Annotated in this window: 16 protein-coding genes; 9 read left to right on the top strand and 7 right to left on the bottom strand. The window is 65.2% G+C overall.

The genetic code is table 11. The annotated features are described in order from the left end of the window. Positions 1–128: 128 nt before the first annotated feature. The 7 genes from ACZ0AJ_RS09105 (at position 129) to ACZ0AJ_RS09075 (ending at position 8,845) form a co-directional block, all read left to right on the top strand. On the top strand, positions 129–2,258 hold the full coding sequence (locus ACZ0AJ_RS09105; protein ID WP_499454016.1) for a 3-hydroxyacyl-CoA dehydrogenase NAD-binding domain-containing protein: 2,130 nt from the start codon (positions 129–131) through the stop codon (positions 2,256–2,258). Positions 2,259–2,292: 34 nt separating this feature from the next. Next, positions 2,293–3,474: an acetyl-CoA C-acyltransferase gene (locus tag ACZ0AJ_RS09100; protein ID WP_499454015.1), complete on the top strand. Its 1,182-nt coding sequence runs from the start codon at positions 2,293–2,295 to the stop codon at positions 3,472–3,474. A gap of 9 nt (positions 3,475–3,483) precedes the next feature. Beyond that, positions 3,484–4,692, top strand: a complete 1,209-nt coding sequence (locus ACZ0AJ_RS09095) for an acyl-CoA dehydrogenase family protein (RefSeq protein ID WP_499454014.1) — start codon at positions 3,484–3,486, stop codon at positions 4,690–4,692. A gap of 11 nt (positions 4,693–4,703) precedes the next feature. After that, positions 4,704–5,867 carry an acyl-CoA dehydrogenase family protein gene (locus ACZ0AJ_RS09090; protein WP_499454013.1) on the top strand — a complete coding sequence of 388 codons (1,164 nt, stop codon included), beginning with the start codon at positions 4,704–4,706 and terminating at the stop codon, positions 5,865–5,867. Further along, entirely contained in the window at positions 5,864–6,685 is an 822-nt protein-coding gene (locus ACZ0AJ_RS09085; RefSeq protein WP_499454012.1) for an oxepin-CoA hydrolase, alternative type, read from the top strand. Before ACZ0AJ_RS09090 ends, ACZ0AJ_RS09085 begins: the two co-directional genes overlap by 4 nt. Positions 6,686–6,728: 43 nt before the next feature. After that, positions 6,729–7,934, top strand: coding sequence for a CaiB/BaiF CoA transferase family protein (locus ACZ0AJ_RS09080; protein ID WP_499454010.1), 1,206 nt, complete (start codon positions 6,729–6,731; stop codon positions 7,932–7,934). Positions 7,935–8,032: 98 nt separating this feature from the next. Beyond that, positions 8,033–8,845 (top strand): IclR family transcriptional regulator, encoded by an 813-nt coding sequence (locus ACZ0AJ_RS09075; RefSeq protein WP_499454009.1) that lies wholly within the window; start codon positions 8,033–8,035, stop codon positions 8,843–8,845. Between the two features lie 11 nt (positions 8,846–8,856). Here the strand turns inward: ACZ0AJ_RS09075 and ACZ0AJ_RS09070 are convergent, their stop codons facing one another. The 6 genes from ACZ0AJ_RS09070 to ACZ0AJ_RS09045 form a co-directional block, all read right to left on the bottom strand. Continuing rightward, a complete protein-coding gene (locus ACZ0AJ_RS09070) occupies positions 8,857–9,336 on the bottom strand; it encodes a PaaI family thioesterase (protein ID WP_499454008.1) in 480 nt (159 codons plus the stop codon). Continuing rightward, a complete protein-coding gene (locus ACZ0AJ_RS09065; RefSeq protein WP_499454006.1) occupies positions 9,336–10,430 on the bottom strand; it encodes a porin in 1,095 nt (364 codons plus the stop codon). Before ACZ0AJ_RS09065 ends, ACZ0AJ_RS09070 begins: the two co-directional genes overlap by 1 nt. Before the next feature lie 360 nt (positions 10,431–10,790). Further along, positions 10,791–11,210, bottom strand: a complete 420-nt coding sequence (locus ACZ0AJ_RS09060; RefSeq protein WP_183552687.1) for a hypothetical protein — start codon at positions 11,208–11,210, stop codon at positions 10,791–10,793. Between the two features lie 136 nt (positions 11,211–11,346). Beyond that, on the bottom strand, positions 11,347–12,051 hold the full coding sequence (locus tag ACZ0AJ_RS09055; protein WP_499454005.1) for an MOSC domain-containing protein: 705 nt from the start codon (positions 12,049–12,051) through the stop codon (positions 11,347–11,349). Between the two features lie 10 nt (positions 12,052–12,061). Beyond that, the gene (locus ACZ0AJ_RS09050) at positions 12,062–13,525 is read right to left on the bottom strand and encodes a M28 family peptidase (protein ID WP_499454003.1); all 1,464 of its coding nucleotides are present in this window, start codon (positions 13,523–13,525) and stop codon (positions 12,062–12,064) included. A gap of 128 nt (positions 13,526–13,653) precedes the next feature. Beyond that, positions 13,654–14,874, bottom strand: a complete 1,221-nt coding sequence (locus ACZ0AJ_RS09045; protein ID WP_499454587.1) for an alkene reductase — start codon at positions 14,872–14,874, stop codon at positions 13,654–13,656. Positions 14,875–15,005: 131 nt separating this feature from the next. On the opposite strand from ACZ0AJ_RS09045, the gene ACZ0AJ_RS09040 reads away from it, so the two are divergent. Both ACZ0AJ_RS09040 and ACZ0AJ_RS09035 read left to right on the top strand, forming a co-directional pair. Continuing rightward, on the top strand, positions 15,006–16,109 hold the full coding sequence (locus tag ACZ0AJ_RS09040; protein WP_499454000.1) for a sensor histidine kinase: 1,104 nt from the start codon (positions 15,006–15,008) through the stop codon (positions 16,107–16,109). Further along, positions 16,106–16,891 carry a LytR/AlgR family response regulator transcription factor gene (locus tag ACZ0AJ_RS09035; RefSeq protein WP_499453999.1) on the top strand — a complete coding sequence of 262 codons (786 nt, stop codon included), beginning with the start codon at positions 16,106–16,108 and terminating at the stop codon, positions 16,889–16,891. The genes ACZ0AJ_RS09040 and ACZ0AJ_RS09035 overlap by 4 nt, the downstream gene beginning before the upstream one ends. 19 nt (positions 16,892–16,910) lie before the next feature. Here ACZ0AJ_RS09035 and ACZ0AJ_RS09030 read toward each other — a convergent pair whose 3' ends face one another. Beyond that, positions 16,911–17,285 carry a hypothetical protein gene (locus ACZ0AJ_RS09030; RefSeq protein ID WP_499454584.1) on the bottom strand — a complete coding sequence of 125 codons (375 nt, stop codon included), beginning with the start codon at positions 17,283–17,285 and terminating at the stop codon, positions 16,911–16,913. Between the last annotated feature and the right edge of the window lie 20 nt (positions 17,286–17,305).

Genomic DNA, 17,305 nt, shown 5'->3' with positions numbered 1-17,305 from the left:
AGCGGCACCGCGAAGTCGTTTACATTTTCGCGAAAAATCGGTTATCGTTGATCGCAACAAGAAATGCAAAACACGGTTTCGCACAGCGAACCGATGTAGCATCCGACATAAAATCAAGGAGACAGCTCATGCACACCGGCGCAACTGGCCCGGTCGCTCGTGCCATGCACGGCGACATTCTTGTCGTCACCATCGACAATCCTCCCGTCAATGCACTTGGCGTCGACGTCCGACGCGGCCTGACTGCGGCGATCGACGCGGCCGGCGCCGACGCTGCGGTCAAGGCCGTGCTGATCGTCGGCGGCGGCAAGACCTTCATCGGCGGCGCCGATATCCGCGAATTTGGCAAGCCGCCAATGGCGCCGTTCCTGCCCGACGTCTGCAACGATATCGAAGCGTGCAGCAAGCCGGTCATCGCCGTCATCCACGGCGCTGCCCTTGGCGGCGGACTCGAGATCGCGCTGGCGGCGCACTACCGCCTGGCGCTTCCCGCAGCAAAACTGGGCTTGCCCGAAGTGGCGCTGGGTCTGCTGCCGGGCGCTGGGGGCACCCAGCGCACGCCGCGCCTGATCGGCGCCGCCGCAGCGCTCGACATGATGCTGAGCGGTCGCCACGTTGGCGCGGCCGAAGCGGCAAAACTGGGCCTGGTCGACCGGGTGGTGGATGGCGCCGACCCGCTCGCAGCAGGCCTGGCGTATGCGCAGGAGCTGGTGCAGGGCGGTGCGCCGGTGCGGCGCACCCGTGACGCCACGCAGCTCGCCGATACAGCAGCCCAGCGCGCCGCGATCGACAGCGCACGCGCCGAGACGGCCAAAAAATCACGCGGCCTGTTCTCGCCCCTGAAAATCGTGGACGCAGTGCAGGGCGCGCTCGAGCTGCCGTTCGACGAAGGCCAGGCGCTCGAGCGCAAGCTGTTCCTCGAATGCCTCGACAGCCCGCAGCGCGCCGGCTTGGTACACGCCTTCTTCGCCGAGCGCGAAACGGCCAGGGCGCCGGAGACGCGCAATGCCAAACCACGCCCGATCAGTAGCATCGGTGTCGTCGGCGGCGGCACGATGGGCGCCGGCATCGCCGTTGCCGTCCTCGATGCCGGCTTGCCGGTCACGATGATCGAGCGCGACGACGAGGCGCTGGCGCGCGGTCGCAAGCATGTCGAGAAGGTGTATGACGGCCTGATCGCCAAGGGTCGCATCACGCCGGACGCCAAAAACGCCACCATGGCGCGCTTCAATGGCAGTACGTCGTATGACGCGCTGGCCCAGGCCGATCTGGTGATCGAAGCCGTGTTCGAAGACATGGCCGTGAAACACGCCGTGTTTGCCGAACTCGATCGCGTCTGCAAACCCGGCGCGGTGCTGGCCACCAATACGTCCTACCTCGACATCGACGAAATCGCGGCGGCCATCTCGCGCCCGCAGGATGTCGTCGGCCTGCACTTCTTCTCGCCGGCGAACATCATGAAGCTGCTCGAGATCGTCGTGCCGGCCAAGGTGTCTGACGACGTGGTCGCCACCGCCTTCGACCTGGCAAAGAAGCTGCGCAAGGTGCCCGTGCGTGCCGGCGTGTGCGACGGTTTCATCGGCAACCGCATCCTCGCGGTGTATGGCCAGGCCGCGCACGCGATGATGGAAGACGGCGCCTCGCCCTACCAGATCGACAAGGCACTGCGCGACTTCGGTTACCCGATGGGCCCGTTCCAGGTCTCCGACCTGGCCGGCGGCGACATCGGCTGGGCCACCCGCAAGCGGCGCGCGCCCACGCGTGACCCGCGCGCACGTTACGTGCAGATTGCCGACCGTCTGTGCGAACGGGGCTGGTTCGGCCAGAAAACCGGGCGTGGCTACTACCTGTATCCGGACGGCGCCCGCATCGGGACGCCGGACCCCGAAGTCGAAGCCATCATCGATGCCGAACGGGCCCGCGCAGAAACGCTGTCGGGTAAAGCGCCGCGCAGCTTCAGCGACGCCGAGATCGTGCGCCGCTACCTGGCTGCGATGATCAACGAGGGCGCCAATGTCGTGCACCAGAAGATCGCCCTGCGGCCACTCGATGTGGACGTGACATTCGTGCACGGCTACGGCTTCCCGCGCTACCGCGGCGGCCCGATGCACTATGCCGACACGGTCGGCCTGCCGACGATCCTGGCCGACATCCGCGAGTTTGCCAGGGAAGATCCGCTGTTCTGGCAGCCGTCGCCGCTGCTGGTCGAGCTGGTCGACAAGGGCGCCAATTTCGCCAGCCTGAATCAATCCGCATAGACCCTATCGTTCTCAATTTGTCAGGAGACTCGCCATGCGCGAAGCTGTCATCGTTTCAACCGCCCGCACCCCGCTGACCAAGGCGCACCGCGGCGAATTCAACATCACCCCCGGCGCCCAGCTGGCTGCCTTCGCAGTACGCGCCGCCGTCGAGCGCGCCGGCATCGATCCGGCCATGATCGAGGATGCGATTCTCGGTTGCGGTTATCCGGAAGGCACCACCGGCCGCAACGTCGCGCGCCAGAGCGTGATCCGCGCCGGCCTGCCGATCACGATCGCCGGCACGACTGTGAACCGCTTCTGCGCCTCGGGCCTGCAGGCGATCGCCATCGGCGCCGGCCGCATCATCGTCGATGGCGCACCGGCCATCATCGCCGGCGGCGTGGAGAGCATCTCGCACATCCGCAGCCGCGACAGCGGCGATTCGGGCATCGACCCGTGGATTCTCGAACACAAGCCGGACCTGTATCTGCCGATGATCGACACTGCCGACATCGTTGCCGCGCGCTACAACATCAGCCGCGAAGCGCAGGACCGCTTCTCGTTCGAGTCCCAGCGCAAGACCGAGGCGGCGCAGCTGGCTGGCCGCTACAACGACGAGATCGTCGCCTGCACCACGACCATGGCCGTCACCGACAAGGAGACGAAGGAAGTCAGCCAGCGCGAAGTCACGATCGCCGAAGACACCTGCAACCGGCGCGGCACAACGTATGAAGGCCTGGCCAAGCTGGCGCCGGTCATGGGCGAGGGCAAATTCGTCACCGCCGGCAATGCGTCGCAGCTGTCCGATGGCGCGTCGGCCTGCGTGATGATGGAAGCAAAAGAAGCCGAGCGCCTCGGCTTGACCCCGCTGGGCGCCTTCCGTGGCATGGCGGTGGCCGGCTGCGAGCCGGATGAAATGGGCATCGGCCCGGTGTTCGCGGTGCCCAAACTGCTCAAGCGCTTTGGCCTGACGGTGGACGACATCGACCTGTGGGAACTGAACGAAGCGTTTGCCTCGCAGGCGATCTACTGCCAGCAGCAACTCGGCATTCCCGACGAGCGCCTGAACGTCGACGGTGGCGCGATTTCGATCGGCCACCCGTTCGGCATGACGGGTGCGCGCTTGGCCGGCCACATTCTGATTGAAGGCCGGCGCCGCGGCGCGAAGTACGCCGTGGTCACGATGTGCATCGCCGGCGGCATGGGCGCTGCGGGCCTGTTCGAGATTTTCTAAAGGATCATCATGGATTTACATTTCACCCCTGAGCAAGAGCGCTTTCGCGACGAGGTACGGGCATTCCTGGCCGAGAAGCTGCCGCAGGATCTGTCGGACAAGGTCGCCAATGGCAAGCACCTGTCGAAGGCCGACATGGAGCGCTGGCACGCGATCCTGAATGAGCGCGGCTGGCTGGCCAATCACTGGCCGGAAGCATACGGCGGCCCGGGCTGGGACGCGATTGAAAAATTCATCTTCGAGACCGAGTGCGCGCTGGCCAATACGCCGCGCATCGTGCCGTTCGGCGTGAACATGCTGGGTCCGGTCCTGATCAAGTACGGCAACCAGGCGCAGAAGGATTACTGGCTGCCGCGCATCCTGGATGGCTCGGACTGGTGGTGCCAGGGGTATTCGGAACCGGGCGCCGGCTCGGACCTGGCGGCGGTCAAGTGCAGCGCCGTGCGCGGTGTGGACGCCGAGGGTGAGCATTACATCGTCAATGGCCAGAAGACCTGGACGACGCTCGGCCAGCACGCCAACATGATTTTCTGCCTGGTGCGCACCGATTCGGGCGCCAAGAAGCAGGAGGGCATCAGCTTCCTGCTGATCGACATGGGGTCACCGGGTGTCGACGTGCGCCCGATCACGCTGCTCGATGGCGAGCGCGAAGTCAACGAAGTGTTCTTCACCGACGTGCGGGTGCCGGTACAGAACCTGGTCGGCGAAGAACATCGCGGCTGGACCTGCGCCAAATACCTGCTGACGTACGAGCGCACAAATATCGCCGGGGTCGGCTTCTCGATGGCGGCGCTGGCTCGCCTGAAGCGTATCGCGCAGGAGCAGACGCGCGGCGGCAAGCCGCTCGCGGACGATCCGGGCTTTGCGCGCCGCCTGGCGCTTGTCGAAATCGACCTGGAAAACATGAAGACCACCAATCTGCGCGTGATCGCGGCGGTGGCTGGTGGCGGCGTGCCGGGCGCGGAGAGCTCGATGCTCAAGATTCGCGGCACCGAGATCCGCCAGGAGATCAATGCGCTGACGCGGCGCGCGATGGGCGTGTACGCGCGCCCGTTCACGCAGGACATGCTCGACGCGGCCAATGATGGCCCAAGTTTCGGCCCGGATTTTGCGGCCGCCGCCTCGGCGCAATACTTCAACAACCGCAAGCTGTCGATCTTCGGCGGCTCCAACGAGATCCAGAAAAACATCATCTCCAAGATGATCCTCGGACTGTAAGGGCAAGCGACATGAACTTCGAACATACAGAAGAACGGCGCATGCTGGCCGATAGCCTGAACCGCTTCATCGCCCAGCAATACCACATCGAAGCGCGGCACAAGATCGCCGCCTCGCCGGAAGGGTTTTCCAACGCCATGTGGCAGCAGTTCGCCGAACTGGGCGTGGTGGGCATGCTGCTGCGCGAAGAAGACGGCGGCTTTGGCGGGGCCGGATTCGACATCGCGGTCGTGTTCGAGGCGCTGGGCCGTGGCCTGGTGCTCGAGCCGCTGCTGGGCAGCGCCGTGCTGGCAGCCGAAGCCATCGCGGCAGCCGGCAGCGACGCGCAGAAAGAAGTGTTGGCCAGCATCGCCGATGCGTCAGTCATCGCCGCGTTTGCCCACGACGAACCGGGCGCGCATTACGAACTTGCGCGCGTGGCGACCTCTGCGCGCCGCGACGACGATGGCTGGGTGATCGACGGCGCCAAGGCCGTGGTGGCCAACGCCGAACACGCGCAGTGGATCGTCGTGTCGGCGCGCACCTCTAGCGCGATCGATGACGAAGCGGGCATTTCACTGTTCCTGGTCCCTGGCGATGCGGCCGGCCTGTCGATGGTGGGCACACCGACGATGGACGGCGGCCGTGTGGCCGAGCTGACCTTCAGCGGCGTGCGGGTCGGTGCCGACGCACTGCTCGGTGAGCCGGGTCACGGTTTTGCGGCGCTCGAGCGCGCCGTGGGCCGCGGCGTGCTGGCCCTGTGCGCGGAAGCCCTCGGCGCTATGGAAGCGGCCAAGGAAGCAACGCTGGACTACCTGCGCACGCGCAAGCAGTTTGGGGTCGTGATCGGCAGCTTCCAGGCGCTGCAGCATCGCATGGCCGACCTGTTGCTGGAGATCGAGCAGGCCCGCTCGGCGGTGATCAATGCCGCGTCTGCCCTGGACGCCGACCGCATCACGCGCGAGCGCAGCCTGTCGGCCGCCAAGGCCAGTATCGGCCGTATCGGCACGCTGGTGGCGGAAGAATGCATCCAGCTGCACGGCGGCATCGGCATGACCTGGGAGCTGCCGATGGCGCACTACGCCAAGCGCCTGGTCATGATCGACCATCAGCTGGGCGACGAAGACCATCACCTGGCGCGCTATATCGCACTGGGGCGCCAGTCCACTGAAACCAGCGAGACCGCAGCCGCATGACCGCCCCCGGCCTCATGATGCGCACCGACGGCGCGGTGCGCATTCTCGTCAACAGCAATCCGGCGGCGAAGAATGCGATCACCCCGGCGCTGTACGACGCGCTGCCGGCCGCGCTTGAACAGGCGGCGCAGGACCCGGCCATCGGCGCCATCGTGCTGGTCGGCGATGGCGACTTTTTCTGCGCCGGTGGCGATTTGCGCCAGCTGGCCACGCGCCGCGCGCTGGCGCCGGATGAGCGACGCAAAAAGGTCGAACGCCTGCACGATCTGGTGCGCGCGCTGCGCGCCTGCCCGAAGCCGGTCATTGCCGCGGTCGAGGGTGGGGCGGCCGGCGCCGGCCTGTCCCTGGCGCTGGCGTGCGATATGGTGGTCGCGGCTGACGATGCTTTCTTTTCGATGGCGTATGTCAAGGTTGGCCTGAGCCCGGATGGCGGCGCGACGGCGTTTCTGGCGCGCTGCATGTCGCGCCAGTTGCTGACCGAGCTCTGCCTGCTGGGCGAGCGCCTGCCGGCCCCGCGCCTCTATGCGCTGGGCGCGGTCAACCGCCTGGCCGCGCCGGGGCAGGCACTGGCGGAGGCGCTGGCGCTGGCTGCTCGCGTGGCCGCCGGGCCAGTCAATGCCAATGGGCGCATCAAGGTGCTGTGCGAGAATGCCGGGGCCGCAAGCCTGGCCGACCAGCTCGACCTGGAAGCCGCGCTGATGGTGCAGTCGCAGGGCGACGACGAAGCGCAGGAAGGCATTGCTGCCTTCTTCGAGAAACGCGCGCCCGCTTTCGCGGCGCTGCGGGGCGCTGCAGCCACGGGTCGGCCACAAGAATGATGTTTGCCGGCTCCCTGTAGAGCAGCCGGGTATCTGGAGTGTTATGACTGACAAATCTGCTTTGCCTCTGTCCGGCGTGCGCGTGCTGGACTTCTCCCGTGTGCTGGCCGGGCCTTGGTGCGCGATGGTGCTGGGCGACCTGGGCGCCGAAGTGATCAAGGTGGAGCATCCCGAGCGCGGCGACGATACGCGCGACTGGGGCATGCGCATCGGCGCCACCGAAACCGCGTACTTCAACAGCGTCAACCGCAACAAGCGTTCGGTGTGCCTCGACCTGAAAACCCCCGAAGGCCAGACCATCGCGCGGGATCTGATCCGCAAGAGCGACATCGTGATCCAGAACTTCAAGTTCGGCGACATCGAGCGGCTGGGCCTGGGCTACGACGCCCTGAAAGAAGAGCAGCCAGGCCTGATCTACTGCTCGATCACCGGGTACGACCGCACCGGCCCGGAAGCCGCGCGGCCCGGCTACGACCTGGTGATCCAGGGCGAATCAGGCCTGATGGCGCTGAATGGCGAGCCGACCCAGCCGCCGTTGAAATTCGGCGTGGCCGCAGTCGACATGATGACCGGGATGTACGCGGCGCAGGGCGTGCTGGCGGCGCTGTACGAGCGCGAAAAGACGGGCAAGGGCCGCCACATCGGCATGGCATTGTTCGACTGCGGCCTGATGATCACTGCCTACTACGGTCTGGAAGCGCTGCTGCGCGGGAACGATCCGCCGCGTTACGGCAATGCGCATCCATCGATCATGCCGTATGGCGTGTATGAGGCAAAGGATGGTCCACTGGTCGTTGCGGTGGGCAATAACAGCCAGTTCATACGCTTCTGCAACGACGTGATCGAGCGCCCCGACATCGCACTGGATGAGCGTTTCAAGACCAACCTGGCGCGCACGCAGCACCGCGATGAACTGATGCCCGAGATAAAACGCGAACTGGCGCAGCGCACACGCAGCGATCTGCTTGCGTACATGAGCCGGGTGGGTATCCCGTGTGGCGAGGTCGCCGGGCTGCATGAGGCATTGACGTCGACCCGTGCGCAGCAGGGCGGCCTGGTCAAGGACATGCCGCATCCCGTTGTGGGCACTGTTCCCGTGTTGGCCTCGCCCTATCGCTTCGATGGCGAACGCCTGCCGGTACGCAGCGCGCCGCCGTGCCTGGGCGAGGGGACGGATGACGTGCTGCAGGATTTGCTCGGTCTGTCGGCAGACACGCTGGCCGGCTTGCGGGAGCGTGGTGTCGTTTAACAACGTCAATACGCATTGTTAGTGCTTGCCGGTTTTGCATGGCGAAATGAACTGGATTAGAATGGAATTTGACCACCATTCTTATCCGGGGCTTTCCCATGCCAGTAAGCGACACCCTTCCTGATGATGTCCAGGCGCATGATGCGGCCGATGCACCGCGCGGCGCCGAAGAGCGCTACTTCATCACGGCATTGGCACGCGGTCTCGAGGTCCTGGCTTGCTTTCGCTCAGCCGACAAGGGACTGAGCAACCAGCAGATCGCCGAGCGCTGCGGCTTGCCTAAGTCCACCGTCACCCGGATTACCTACACGCTGACCACGCTCGGCTACCTGGCGCAGGAGCCGGGCGGGCGTTATACGCTCGGCAGCGCCACGCTGGGCCTGGGCAGCGCGATGCTGGCCCGGCTCGATATCCGCCAGCTGGCGCGCCCGATGATGCAGGAGCTGGCCGAATTTTCCGGCACCACCGTGTCGATCGCGATGCGCGACCGGCTGTCGATGATTTATGTGGAGGTGTGCCGCAGCAGCGCGGCGCTGGCGCTGGCGCTGCAGGTCGGCTCGCGCATGCCGCTGGCGACATCGGCGATCGGCCGCGCCTACCTCGCGCGGGCTGCCGAGAATGAACGCCGGGATATCCTCAGCCGGTCGCTGGAGCTGGACGAAACCGCGTTCGAGGCCATGCGCACGGGTCTGGCCAAGGGCTTGAGCGACTACGAGACGTATGGCTGCACGACCTCGTTCGGCGACTGGCAGAAGGACGTCAACGGGATCGCAGTCGGCTTCATGCCGATCGGCGGCAGCCAGATCATGTCGATCAATTGCGGCGGCCCCTCGTCGAGCGTATCGACCGCCTTCCTGCTCGATGAAGTGCGCCCGCGCCTGATCGAGGTCGCCCGGCGCCTCGAGTCGTAATCAGGCGACGCTCAGTACCCGGCTGCCAGCTGGTCGGGGTTCAACGCGTTCATCACCGCAAACACGCCGCTGGCGCGCAGGATGCGGCGCGCGCCGACCTGCAGGAAGCAGTTGGCGAACGCCATCCGCTTGCCCAGTTTCTGTACCTCGACATGCGCTTCGACCCAGTCGCCGGGCCTGGCCGCGTCGATGAAATCGGTGCTCAGGTTGACGGTCACGAATGACTGGCGTCCTTCGCAATACAGCGTCAAGCCGAGACCAAGCGCGGAATCGGCCAGACTGGCCAGCATCCCGCCATGGGCGATGCCGCGCATATTGGTGTGCTTGTCCTCGATGCGCATCGCGAACACGATCTCGCCTTCGCGCTCGGCCTCAACCTTGCGGCAATACAGCTCGCCCAGATTGGCCATATACGGCCCGCCGCGGTTGAGGCGTTCGAAGCCGGGTGGGGCGGAAGGTGGTACGGAATGCGCGTCGTCGTGTGTCGTCATCAGAACATGTGCATGATGCCCATCGTGAACCGGTTGGCCGAGTCGCTGCCGACCGCCACGAAGTTCTGGGCCAGGTTGATCTGGTCGGTCTGGACGATGCTGTCGGTCGCCGCGTGGCCCACCGAGACGTAGCCGGTCGTGCGCTTGCTCATCAGATAGCGGCCGATCAGGATGAATTGCTGTGCATCGTCCTTCAGGTCGCCCGAGCGCTTGACCTGGTAGGCCGCGGCCGTAAGCAGGAAGGCCGGCGCCACCGGCACATCGGCGCCAACGCCGAGCACCGCGATCTTGCGGCCGGTGCTGCGCAGTTCGTTCCACGAGTAGGTCGACTTGAGCGTCACCGCCGGGAACGCGTACTTGACGCCATACGCGTGCGACGTGAGCAGATCGGTGTCGGTGATGTTCTTCATGCGCGCGTAGGCGCCGGCAACGGCCAGCTTGCCGGTGTTGTAGAGCAGCGCGCCGCCCTGGTACGAGCTTTTCTGCGCATTGCCCGCCTGCTCGCCGAATGCGCGCATCAGGGCGAAACTCAAGCCTTTGAAGACGGGTGAGGTGTACTTGACCGAGTTGTTCTGGCGCAGGGCCGTGCCGCCATTGTTCGCGCCGTAGGGCGCATACACGGCGGCGTTGTTCATCGCCGAGAACAGCACGTTCGGGCTGCTGGAAGCAAAGCCCAGGCCCAGCGGATCGGCCATGCCGACCGACATGATGCCGACGATATTCTGGCGGCCGATGTCGATCGCGCCGTAGTTGGTGACGATGCCGACCGTGGCTTCGCGGTCGAACAGGCTCGTGCTGGACGGTGTGCCAAACGGGACGCCGGCGCCGCCCGTGTCATTGAGCAGCGTGCCCTCCAGGCCGAAGCGCGCCTTCATGCCGCCGCCCAGATCTTCCTGGCCCTTGATGCCCCAGCGCGACACCTGCATCTGGCCGGTGTCTACCTTGGTCTGGTCGCCTTGCGGGCCGTCGTTGGTCAGGCGGGTCAGGCCGGCATCGATGATGCCGTACAGGGTAATGGCCGATTGCGCGGACGCGCTTGGTGCAGCTGACACGCAGGCGCATAGCGCCGCCATTGCGATGATGTGTTTCTTCACTCGGTCTGTCTCCATTATTGTGATGGTGCCGGGTCGTCGCTGGCCACAACGATGGCCGGCATCCGATCCATGAAGCGGGTTTCTCTTTGCGGAACCAGATCTTCAATAATGAAACTGTAGGTTTTTCAGTTTGACAGTGTCAACAGGTATTCGAGTTCGGGCCACGACTTCGCTAACTCGGGCAAGAAACGTGTCGAAACCGGTACACAAGGTTTTGAGAGGCGAACCAACCAGTTTGCCTGGCGAAATTCGATACGCTAGTTGCGCTGTAGAATCCTGAATGTGAACAAGCCGCGACACCGGTTGCCCGGGTCGCGGCTTGCGCATGACAGGACTGCTGGTCGAACTAATTCGTGCGAATTACTTCGAAGCGTCCTGCATTTTTTCGCCAGCGCGCTCGACGCTACGGCCAGCAGCGGCGGTGGCGTTGCTGGTCGCTTCTTTAGCGGCAGCAGCAGCTTCGCGGCTTTCCTGACGCACTTCTGCGCCAGCAGCATCGATACGTGCGCCGGCGCGGTCAGTTGCGGCATCGATACGCTGACCAGCAGCGTCCATATTGGCTTCAGCCTTGTCAGCGGCAACTTCCATCTTGTCGCCAGCGCGTTCAGCAGCTGCATCGACCGAAGCAGCGGCTTCTTTCGATTCTTCGGCAACCTTGGCGCCTGCGTTGTCGACGGCAGCGCCGGCTTCTTGTGCAGGGCCCATATTGTCGTTCTTGTTGCAACCGGCCAGCATCGCGACGCTCAGCATCAGGGCGGAAATGGTAATCGTGGTTTTCATGGGGTGCTCCTTAAAATTAAATGTTGTCATTCAGCTTACACCAGCTGCCAATTTTTTGACTCACGCCCCGACCGCAATCGTGCGCGACAGAAGCATTAAAACATTTCCAGAATTCATCGGCTGTGCGCTAGATAACTTAACAACAATTTAGTTTTGCGTCCGGCCCAGGTCCCTGGTCCAAACGCGCGTCGAACAGGCCGCTGCCATCCCATCGCGCCAGCGGCGACGCGGCGCGTGCCGCAAGCGCTCTGCTCGCATACGCCGGACCAAGTGACGCCAAAAAGCGCGGGAAGGCGCGGCAGTATGTCGACTGGATCCCGGCCAGGCGCGCCAGTAGCGCGTACTCGATCACGGTGTCAGGCGGCATCGCGTCGATCACCTGCGCGACGCGTTCGTGCCAGTCGTCCGACCACGCCGGCAGCAATGGCCCCAGATCGCGTACCGTATCGCCGGTACGGATAGCGCCCCCTTGCACGACGCGCGCCAGCACGCCGCGCCGGGCGCCAATGCGGGCGGCGACGTGCGCGCCATGCAGGTCAAGCCGGCCGCACGCTTCGCACGCGAACATCAGGCGTACCTGCGCCCCGTCGCCGATCTGCAGCACGGTGCCGGAGGGCAGGGCGTCGATGGGCGTATCGAGCAGCAGGTTTTCGCGCAGCGCATACTGCGCAAGCCCCAGGTCGGCATAGGTCGCGCCGCTCGCCAGCAGCAGCTGGCGTGGCGATGCCGGATCGCGGTGGCGGTCGCCATCGATCCCCACGCCGGTTGTCAGCGTGAGTCGATCGACCGCCTGCGGCGCAGCGCTGCCGGGCGGGCGGAGCGCCAGGCTGGCCAGCATCATTGGGCTACCCTTACTTCGACGATTGCAGCGCGGCTGCCGCGGCGCGGTACTTGGCCGCGTTGGGCACGGCCGTCCACGCCGGCTTGACCGGATCGTTGGCGATGTCCCGCAACGCCACGGCGATCATGCGGTTCACGCTGGCCAGGTTGTCGTAGTCGACCTTGTCCCAGGTGTCGTCCTTCCCGTGGTAATCGGGGAAGCCGAACGCCACACACAGCGTGTGGGCCGGCACGCCGGCATCGGCCAGCGCCTGGTTATCGCTGCGCGCAAAATAACGGTCGCTGTTGGTTGGATGCTTCCAGAAGCGGATGCCGGTCTGCTCGCCCGCGCGTTGCAGCGTCGTGCCCACGGTCGAATAGTCAAAGCCGGTCATCGTGGCGGAGCGCAGTTGCGGGCCTTCGCTGTCGTCGGTGCGGCCAAGCTGCTCGAGGTTCAGGTTCATCACGGTGTCCTTCAGCGGGAACACGGGATGCTTTGCGTAGTAGCGCGAGCCGAGCAGGCCCAGTTCTTCGCCGAACAGTGCGACGAACACGATGCTGCGGCGCGGCCGTTCCTTTTGCGCCGCCATGCTCGCGGCGATCTCGATCACCGACACGGTGCCGCTGCCATCGTCGTTGGCGCCGTTGAAGATCTCGCCGTCGCGGATGCCCAGGTGGTCGTAGTGCGCGCTGAGCATCACGTAGGTGCTTTTCAGGGCCGGGTCCGAACCGCGCAGCACGCCGATCACGTTGCGCAGCTTGGTCGGAGCGATCCCGGGTGCGACGATCTTCGCAGCGACGGTCGCGCCGCCCTGTTCGAGCGCGGTCGCGGCATCGGCTGCATGCACCAGCACGACCGGCGCGCCACCTTTTGCCACTGCCACGCTCGGGTCGATCAGCCAGCCGCCCTGCGTGCGCGCCTGGCGCCGTTCGCGGTCGATCAGGACGATCAGCGCCGGCTTGCTTTTCAGTTTGGCTTGCAGCGCGGCGCCTGCGCCAGGGATCGCGGCGGCCGGCACGACCAGCACCTTGCCGTTGGCTTTATCCGGATCGTCCAGCGCCGCCTGCCAGGTCATGAAGACGGCAGGCGTGCGGGCCAGCGTGACCGGATCGACGAAGTTGGCCGATGCGCCCGTGCCGTCGAGGGTCATGGTCTTGCCGCCAGCCGTCACCGTCAACGCGATGTCCTGCGGGGTGCGCTTGGCGTATTGCCAGTTCGCGGTCTGGAAGTAGCCGTCGTCGCCCGCCGCCTCGAGCCCCGCGCGGCGGAACTGCGCCGCGATGTATTCGGCCGCCAGGTCAACGCCGCGCGACGGCGTGCCGCGCCCTTCGAGCAGGTCGGACGACAGGAACGACAGATGGCCACGCAGCGAGTCGGCCGAGATGCTGGAGGTCAGCGCATCGCGCCCAGAAGTCTGCGGCCCCTGGGCCGAGGTGGCGCACCCGGTCAGGGCGAGGGCGATGGAAATGGACAGCGCGGAGGCAAGGTGACGCATGCGAGGACTTCCGTGGATTGATGAGGATGGCAATATGACATGGTGGGACGAAGCGGGTCAACCGGGATATGTGCATCCACCCGGTGAGAGCGCCGTGCTGGCGCTTCCCGTTTCAGCCCACCCTGCGATCAGGCCTGCGCTGCGTACGGCGGGTAATCGATATAGCCCTTGGCATCGCCACCGTAGTAGGTGCTGCGGTCCGGCTCGGCCAGTGGCCAGCCGTTGCGCAGGCGCGCGACCAGGTCGGGGTTCGAGATGAACGGCTGGCCGAACGCGGCCAGGTCGATCACACCATCGTCGATCATCTTGTCGGCGCGCTCGCGCGTCATGCCGCCAGCCAGGATCAGTGCAGTTTCGGGCAGCGTGGGGCGGAAGGCGCGCAGCAAGTCCTGGATCTTGTCGGACACGGTCGGCCCGGACGCCTTGTCGCCCATGCCGTAGCCGGATTGGTCCATGATGTGGACATAGGCGATGCGGCGTTCGCCGAGCGCGGCGACCAGCGCCGTATAGGTGGCGTCGATGTCGTCGTACAGCGGCATGTCGAACAGGCGGCCGTAGGGCGACAGGCGGATGCCCACGCGTTCGCGACCAATGCGGGCGACGACAGCGTCGACGACTTCGAGTGCGAAGCGCAGGCGGTTGTCCATCGTGGCTGCGCCGTATTCGTCGTCGCGGTCATTGACCAGCGGGTTGAGGAACTGCTCCAGCAGATAGCCATTGGCGCCGTGGATCTCGACGCCGTCGAAACCGGCCTCGATGGCATTGGCAGAGGCGTTGGCAAAATCCTGCACCACGCGCGCCACCTCGTCGGTCGCAAGCTGGCGCGGCTGGGTGGTGGCCACCATGCCCGGCGTGCCATCATCCTTGACACCATAGGCCATGGCGCCTTGCGCGGTTTTCGCGCTGGCGCTGACCGGATCGATGCCATCGGTCTGGATGCTCGGGTGCGACACGCGGCCCACGTGCCAGAGCTGCGCGAACATCTTCGCGCCAATGGCATGCACGGATTGGGTCGTCAGGCGCCAGCCGGCGATCTGCGCCGGCGTGTAGATGCCGGGATTGAACAGGTAACCCTGGCCTTCGCGCGAGATGGGCGTGCCTTCGCTAACGATCAGGCCAGCGGTGGCGCGCTGGGTGTAATACAGCGCGACGGTTTCAGTGGCGACGTCGTCCGGCGCACGGGCCCGGGTCAGGGGCGCCATCACGACGCGGTTGACGAGAGGGAGAGAAGCGAGCTTGAATGGCGAGAATAACTGGTGCATGGCGTCCTTGTAGCGTTGTGAATGGATGCGGCCAGCATAAATGAATTCGGAGAATTTAATGATGGGCACGCTAGCGAATCGGGCCATCGCGCTCTTCGGGGCCGGGTTCACTCCCGCCTTTTGCCAATTCATCGCACCGTCCCTTGCCGCTGGCACGCCGGCTCGGCACAATGGATTGTCCCTGTCCTTATTACCGTGATTTTCTGAAGCGAGTCCACATGGCCAGCATCTCCCCGCCGATTCACCAGCAACGACGTGCGCGCCTGCGGCGCGTACTGACCGATTTTCCGCTGTCGATCGGCATCAGCGCGCTGCTGGCATGTTTCATCAGTCTGGTCACGGGACGCTTTCTCGAAAACATGCTGGTATCGGTCCTGATCGGCATCGTGGCCTTCACGATCGTGTACGGCGGGCGGCTGCTGTTCATCAAGCGGCCGGTCTGGCGTCTGCGCGAATGGGCCATGTTCGCTGCGCTGGCGGTGCTGGCGGCGCCGGTTGCCCACTTCACCGGCCTGTACACGGCCGGGCTGTTGCTCGGCATTCGTACGCCCACGCTGGCGGAATATCCTTCCGCAGACCGCATCAGCATGATCGTCTTCACCTTCCTGGGCACGACACTGATGGTCGTGCTGATCCGGAACCGCGAACGCATGCGGCGCGCCCAGGAAGAGCAGGCCGCGGCAGACCTGCGCGCGCAGGTCATCGAACGCCAGGCATTGCAGGCGCAGTTGCGCTTGTTGCAGGCCCAGATCGAGCCGCACATGCTGTTCAATACGCTGGCCAATCTGCAGGGGCTGATCGCGCTCGACCCGGCGCGGGCCAGCGACATGCTCGACCAGCTGATCCAGTATCTGCGCGCCACGCTGAGCGTATCGCGCAGCGAGACCACGACGCTCGAGCAGGAGTTCACGGCCATGGGGGCGTACCTGGGCCTGATGGGCGTGCGCATGGGCGAGCGGCTGCGTTACCGGCTCGACCTGCCGCCGGCGCTGCGCACCGCGCGCCTGCCCACGATGCTGTTGCAACCGCTGGTCGAGAATGCGATCGTGCACGGCGTGGAGCCGAAGATCGACGGTGGCGAGATCACCATCAGCGCGGCCATCGAAGGCGACAGCCTGGTGCTCGACGTCCGCGATACCGGTTTGGGTCTGGGTCCGGGTCTGGGCCAGGCGCCTGCGCGGCGTGGTGGTGGCGTCGGCGTGGCCACGTCGCGTGAACGGCTCGACGCCCTGTATGGTGAACGCGCATCGATGATTTTGAATTCGGCGCCGCCGCAAGGCACGCTGGCCCGATTGACCCTGCCTCTGGAGTTCGAACAATGACCCGTGCACTGATTGCCGAAGACGAACCGATCCTGGCCGCCACGCTGGCCAGGACACTGCAAGGCCTGTGGCCCGGCCTCGACATCGTCGCGACCGCACCCAACGGCGTGGTCGCCGTGGAGCAGGCGCTGGCGCTGCGACCGGACGTGCTGTTCCTGGACATCCGCATGCCGGGCCAGAGCGGTCTGGAAGTGGCCGAAGAACTGGCCGAGCGGTGGGACGGACCGGCGCCGTTTCCGCACATCGTGTTCGTTACCGCGTTTGATGACTACGCGGTGCAGGCGTTCGAGCACGCGGCGTTCGACTACGTGCTCAAGCCGGTCAGCAGCGCGCGGCTGGGCAAGACCGTCGAGCGCCTGCGTGGGGCGCTGGAGACGCGCACGGCGCTGGCGCCGGATGCGCTGGGCCAGCTGCTCGGGCAATTGCAGGCGCTGGCGCCACGCGCCGCACCAAGCGAGCGTTTGACGACGATCCGGGCGGCGGTCGGCAACGCGGTGCGCATGATCCCGGTGCCAGACGTCGTCTACTTCCAGGCGATCGACAAGTATGTCAATGTGGTCACGGCGGACGCCGAAGCGCTGATCCGGGTGCCGCTGAAGGAACTGCTGCCGCAGCTCGACAGCGCGCAGTTTCGTCAGGTAAGTCGCAGCACGGTGGTCAATATGGGATGCGTGACCAGCGCGGTGCGCGATGATCTGGGCAAGGTGATGCTGACACTGCGTGGCCGGCCGGAAAAGCCGCGTGTCAGTCCCGTATATGCGCATTTGTTCAGGCAGATGTAGCGAGATTAGCGCTGCGACATCACTCGACGTCCGGCACGAAGAATATGCGCTCTACCTTGCCGTTTTCCTTGTCGGTTTCAAACACCAGCAAATAGCCTTTTGTATACACGCTTTCGACGGTTGTTGGCCCGACGACGTACGCAGGATTGGTGTCATAGTCATAGTAGCCAGTAGGGCGGCCGAGCAGGGCCACGATGTCACTGCCGTTCGACCGCTTCAAATCATGTTTCTTTAGCAGCGATGCCGTCATCTCTCCCCGCTGCAAGTCTGAGGCCTTGGCCCAGACAACCGTTGTAAACTCACGGTCACCGAACTCCTTTGCCTGGTCTTCGACAGAATCGCGACAGCCGGCGAGCAAGGCTGCGATCAGGTAAATGTACAGACAGAAGCGCATATGTTGTAGATGTCCTGGCA

The sequence above is a fragment of the Telluria sp. AC161 genome, from assembly GCF_979258535.1.
This window is presented reverse-complemented; position numbering and strand designations above follow the sequence as displayed.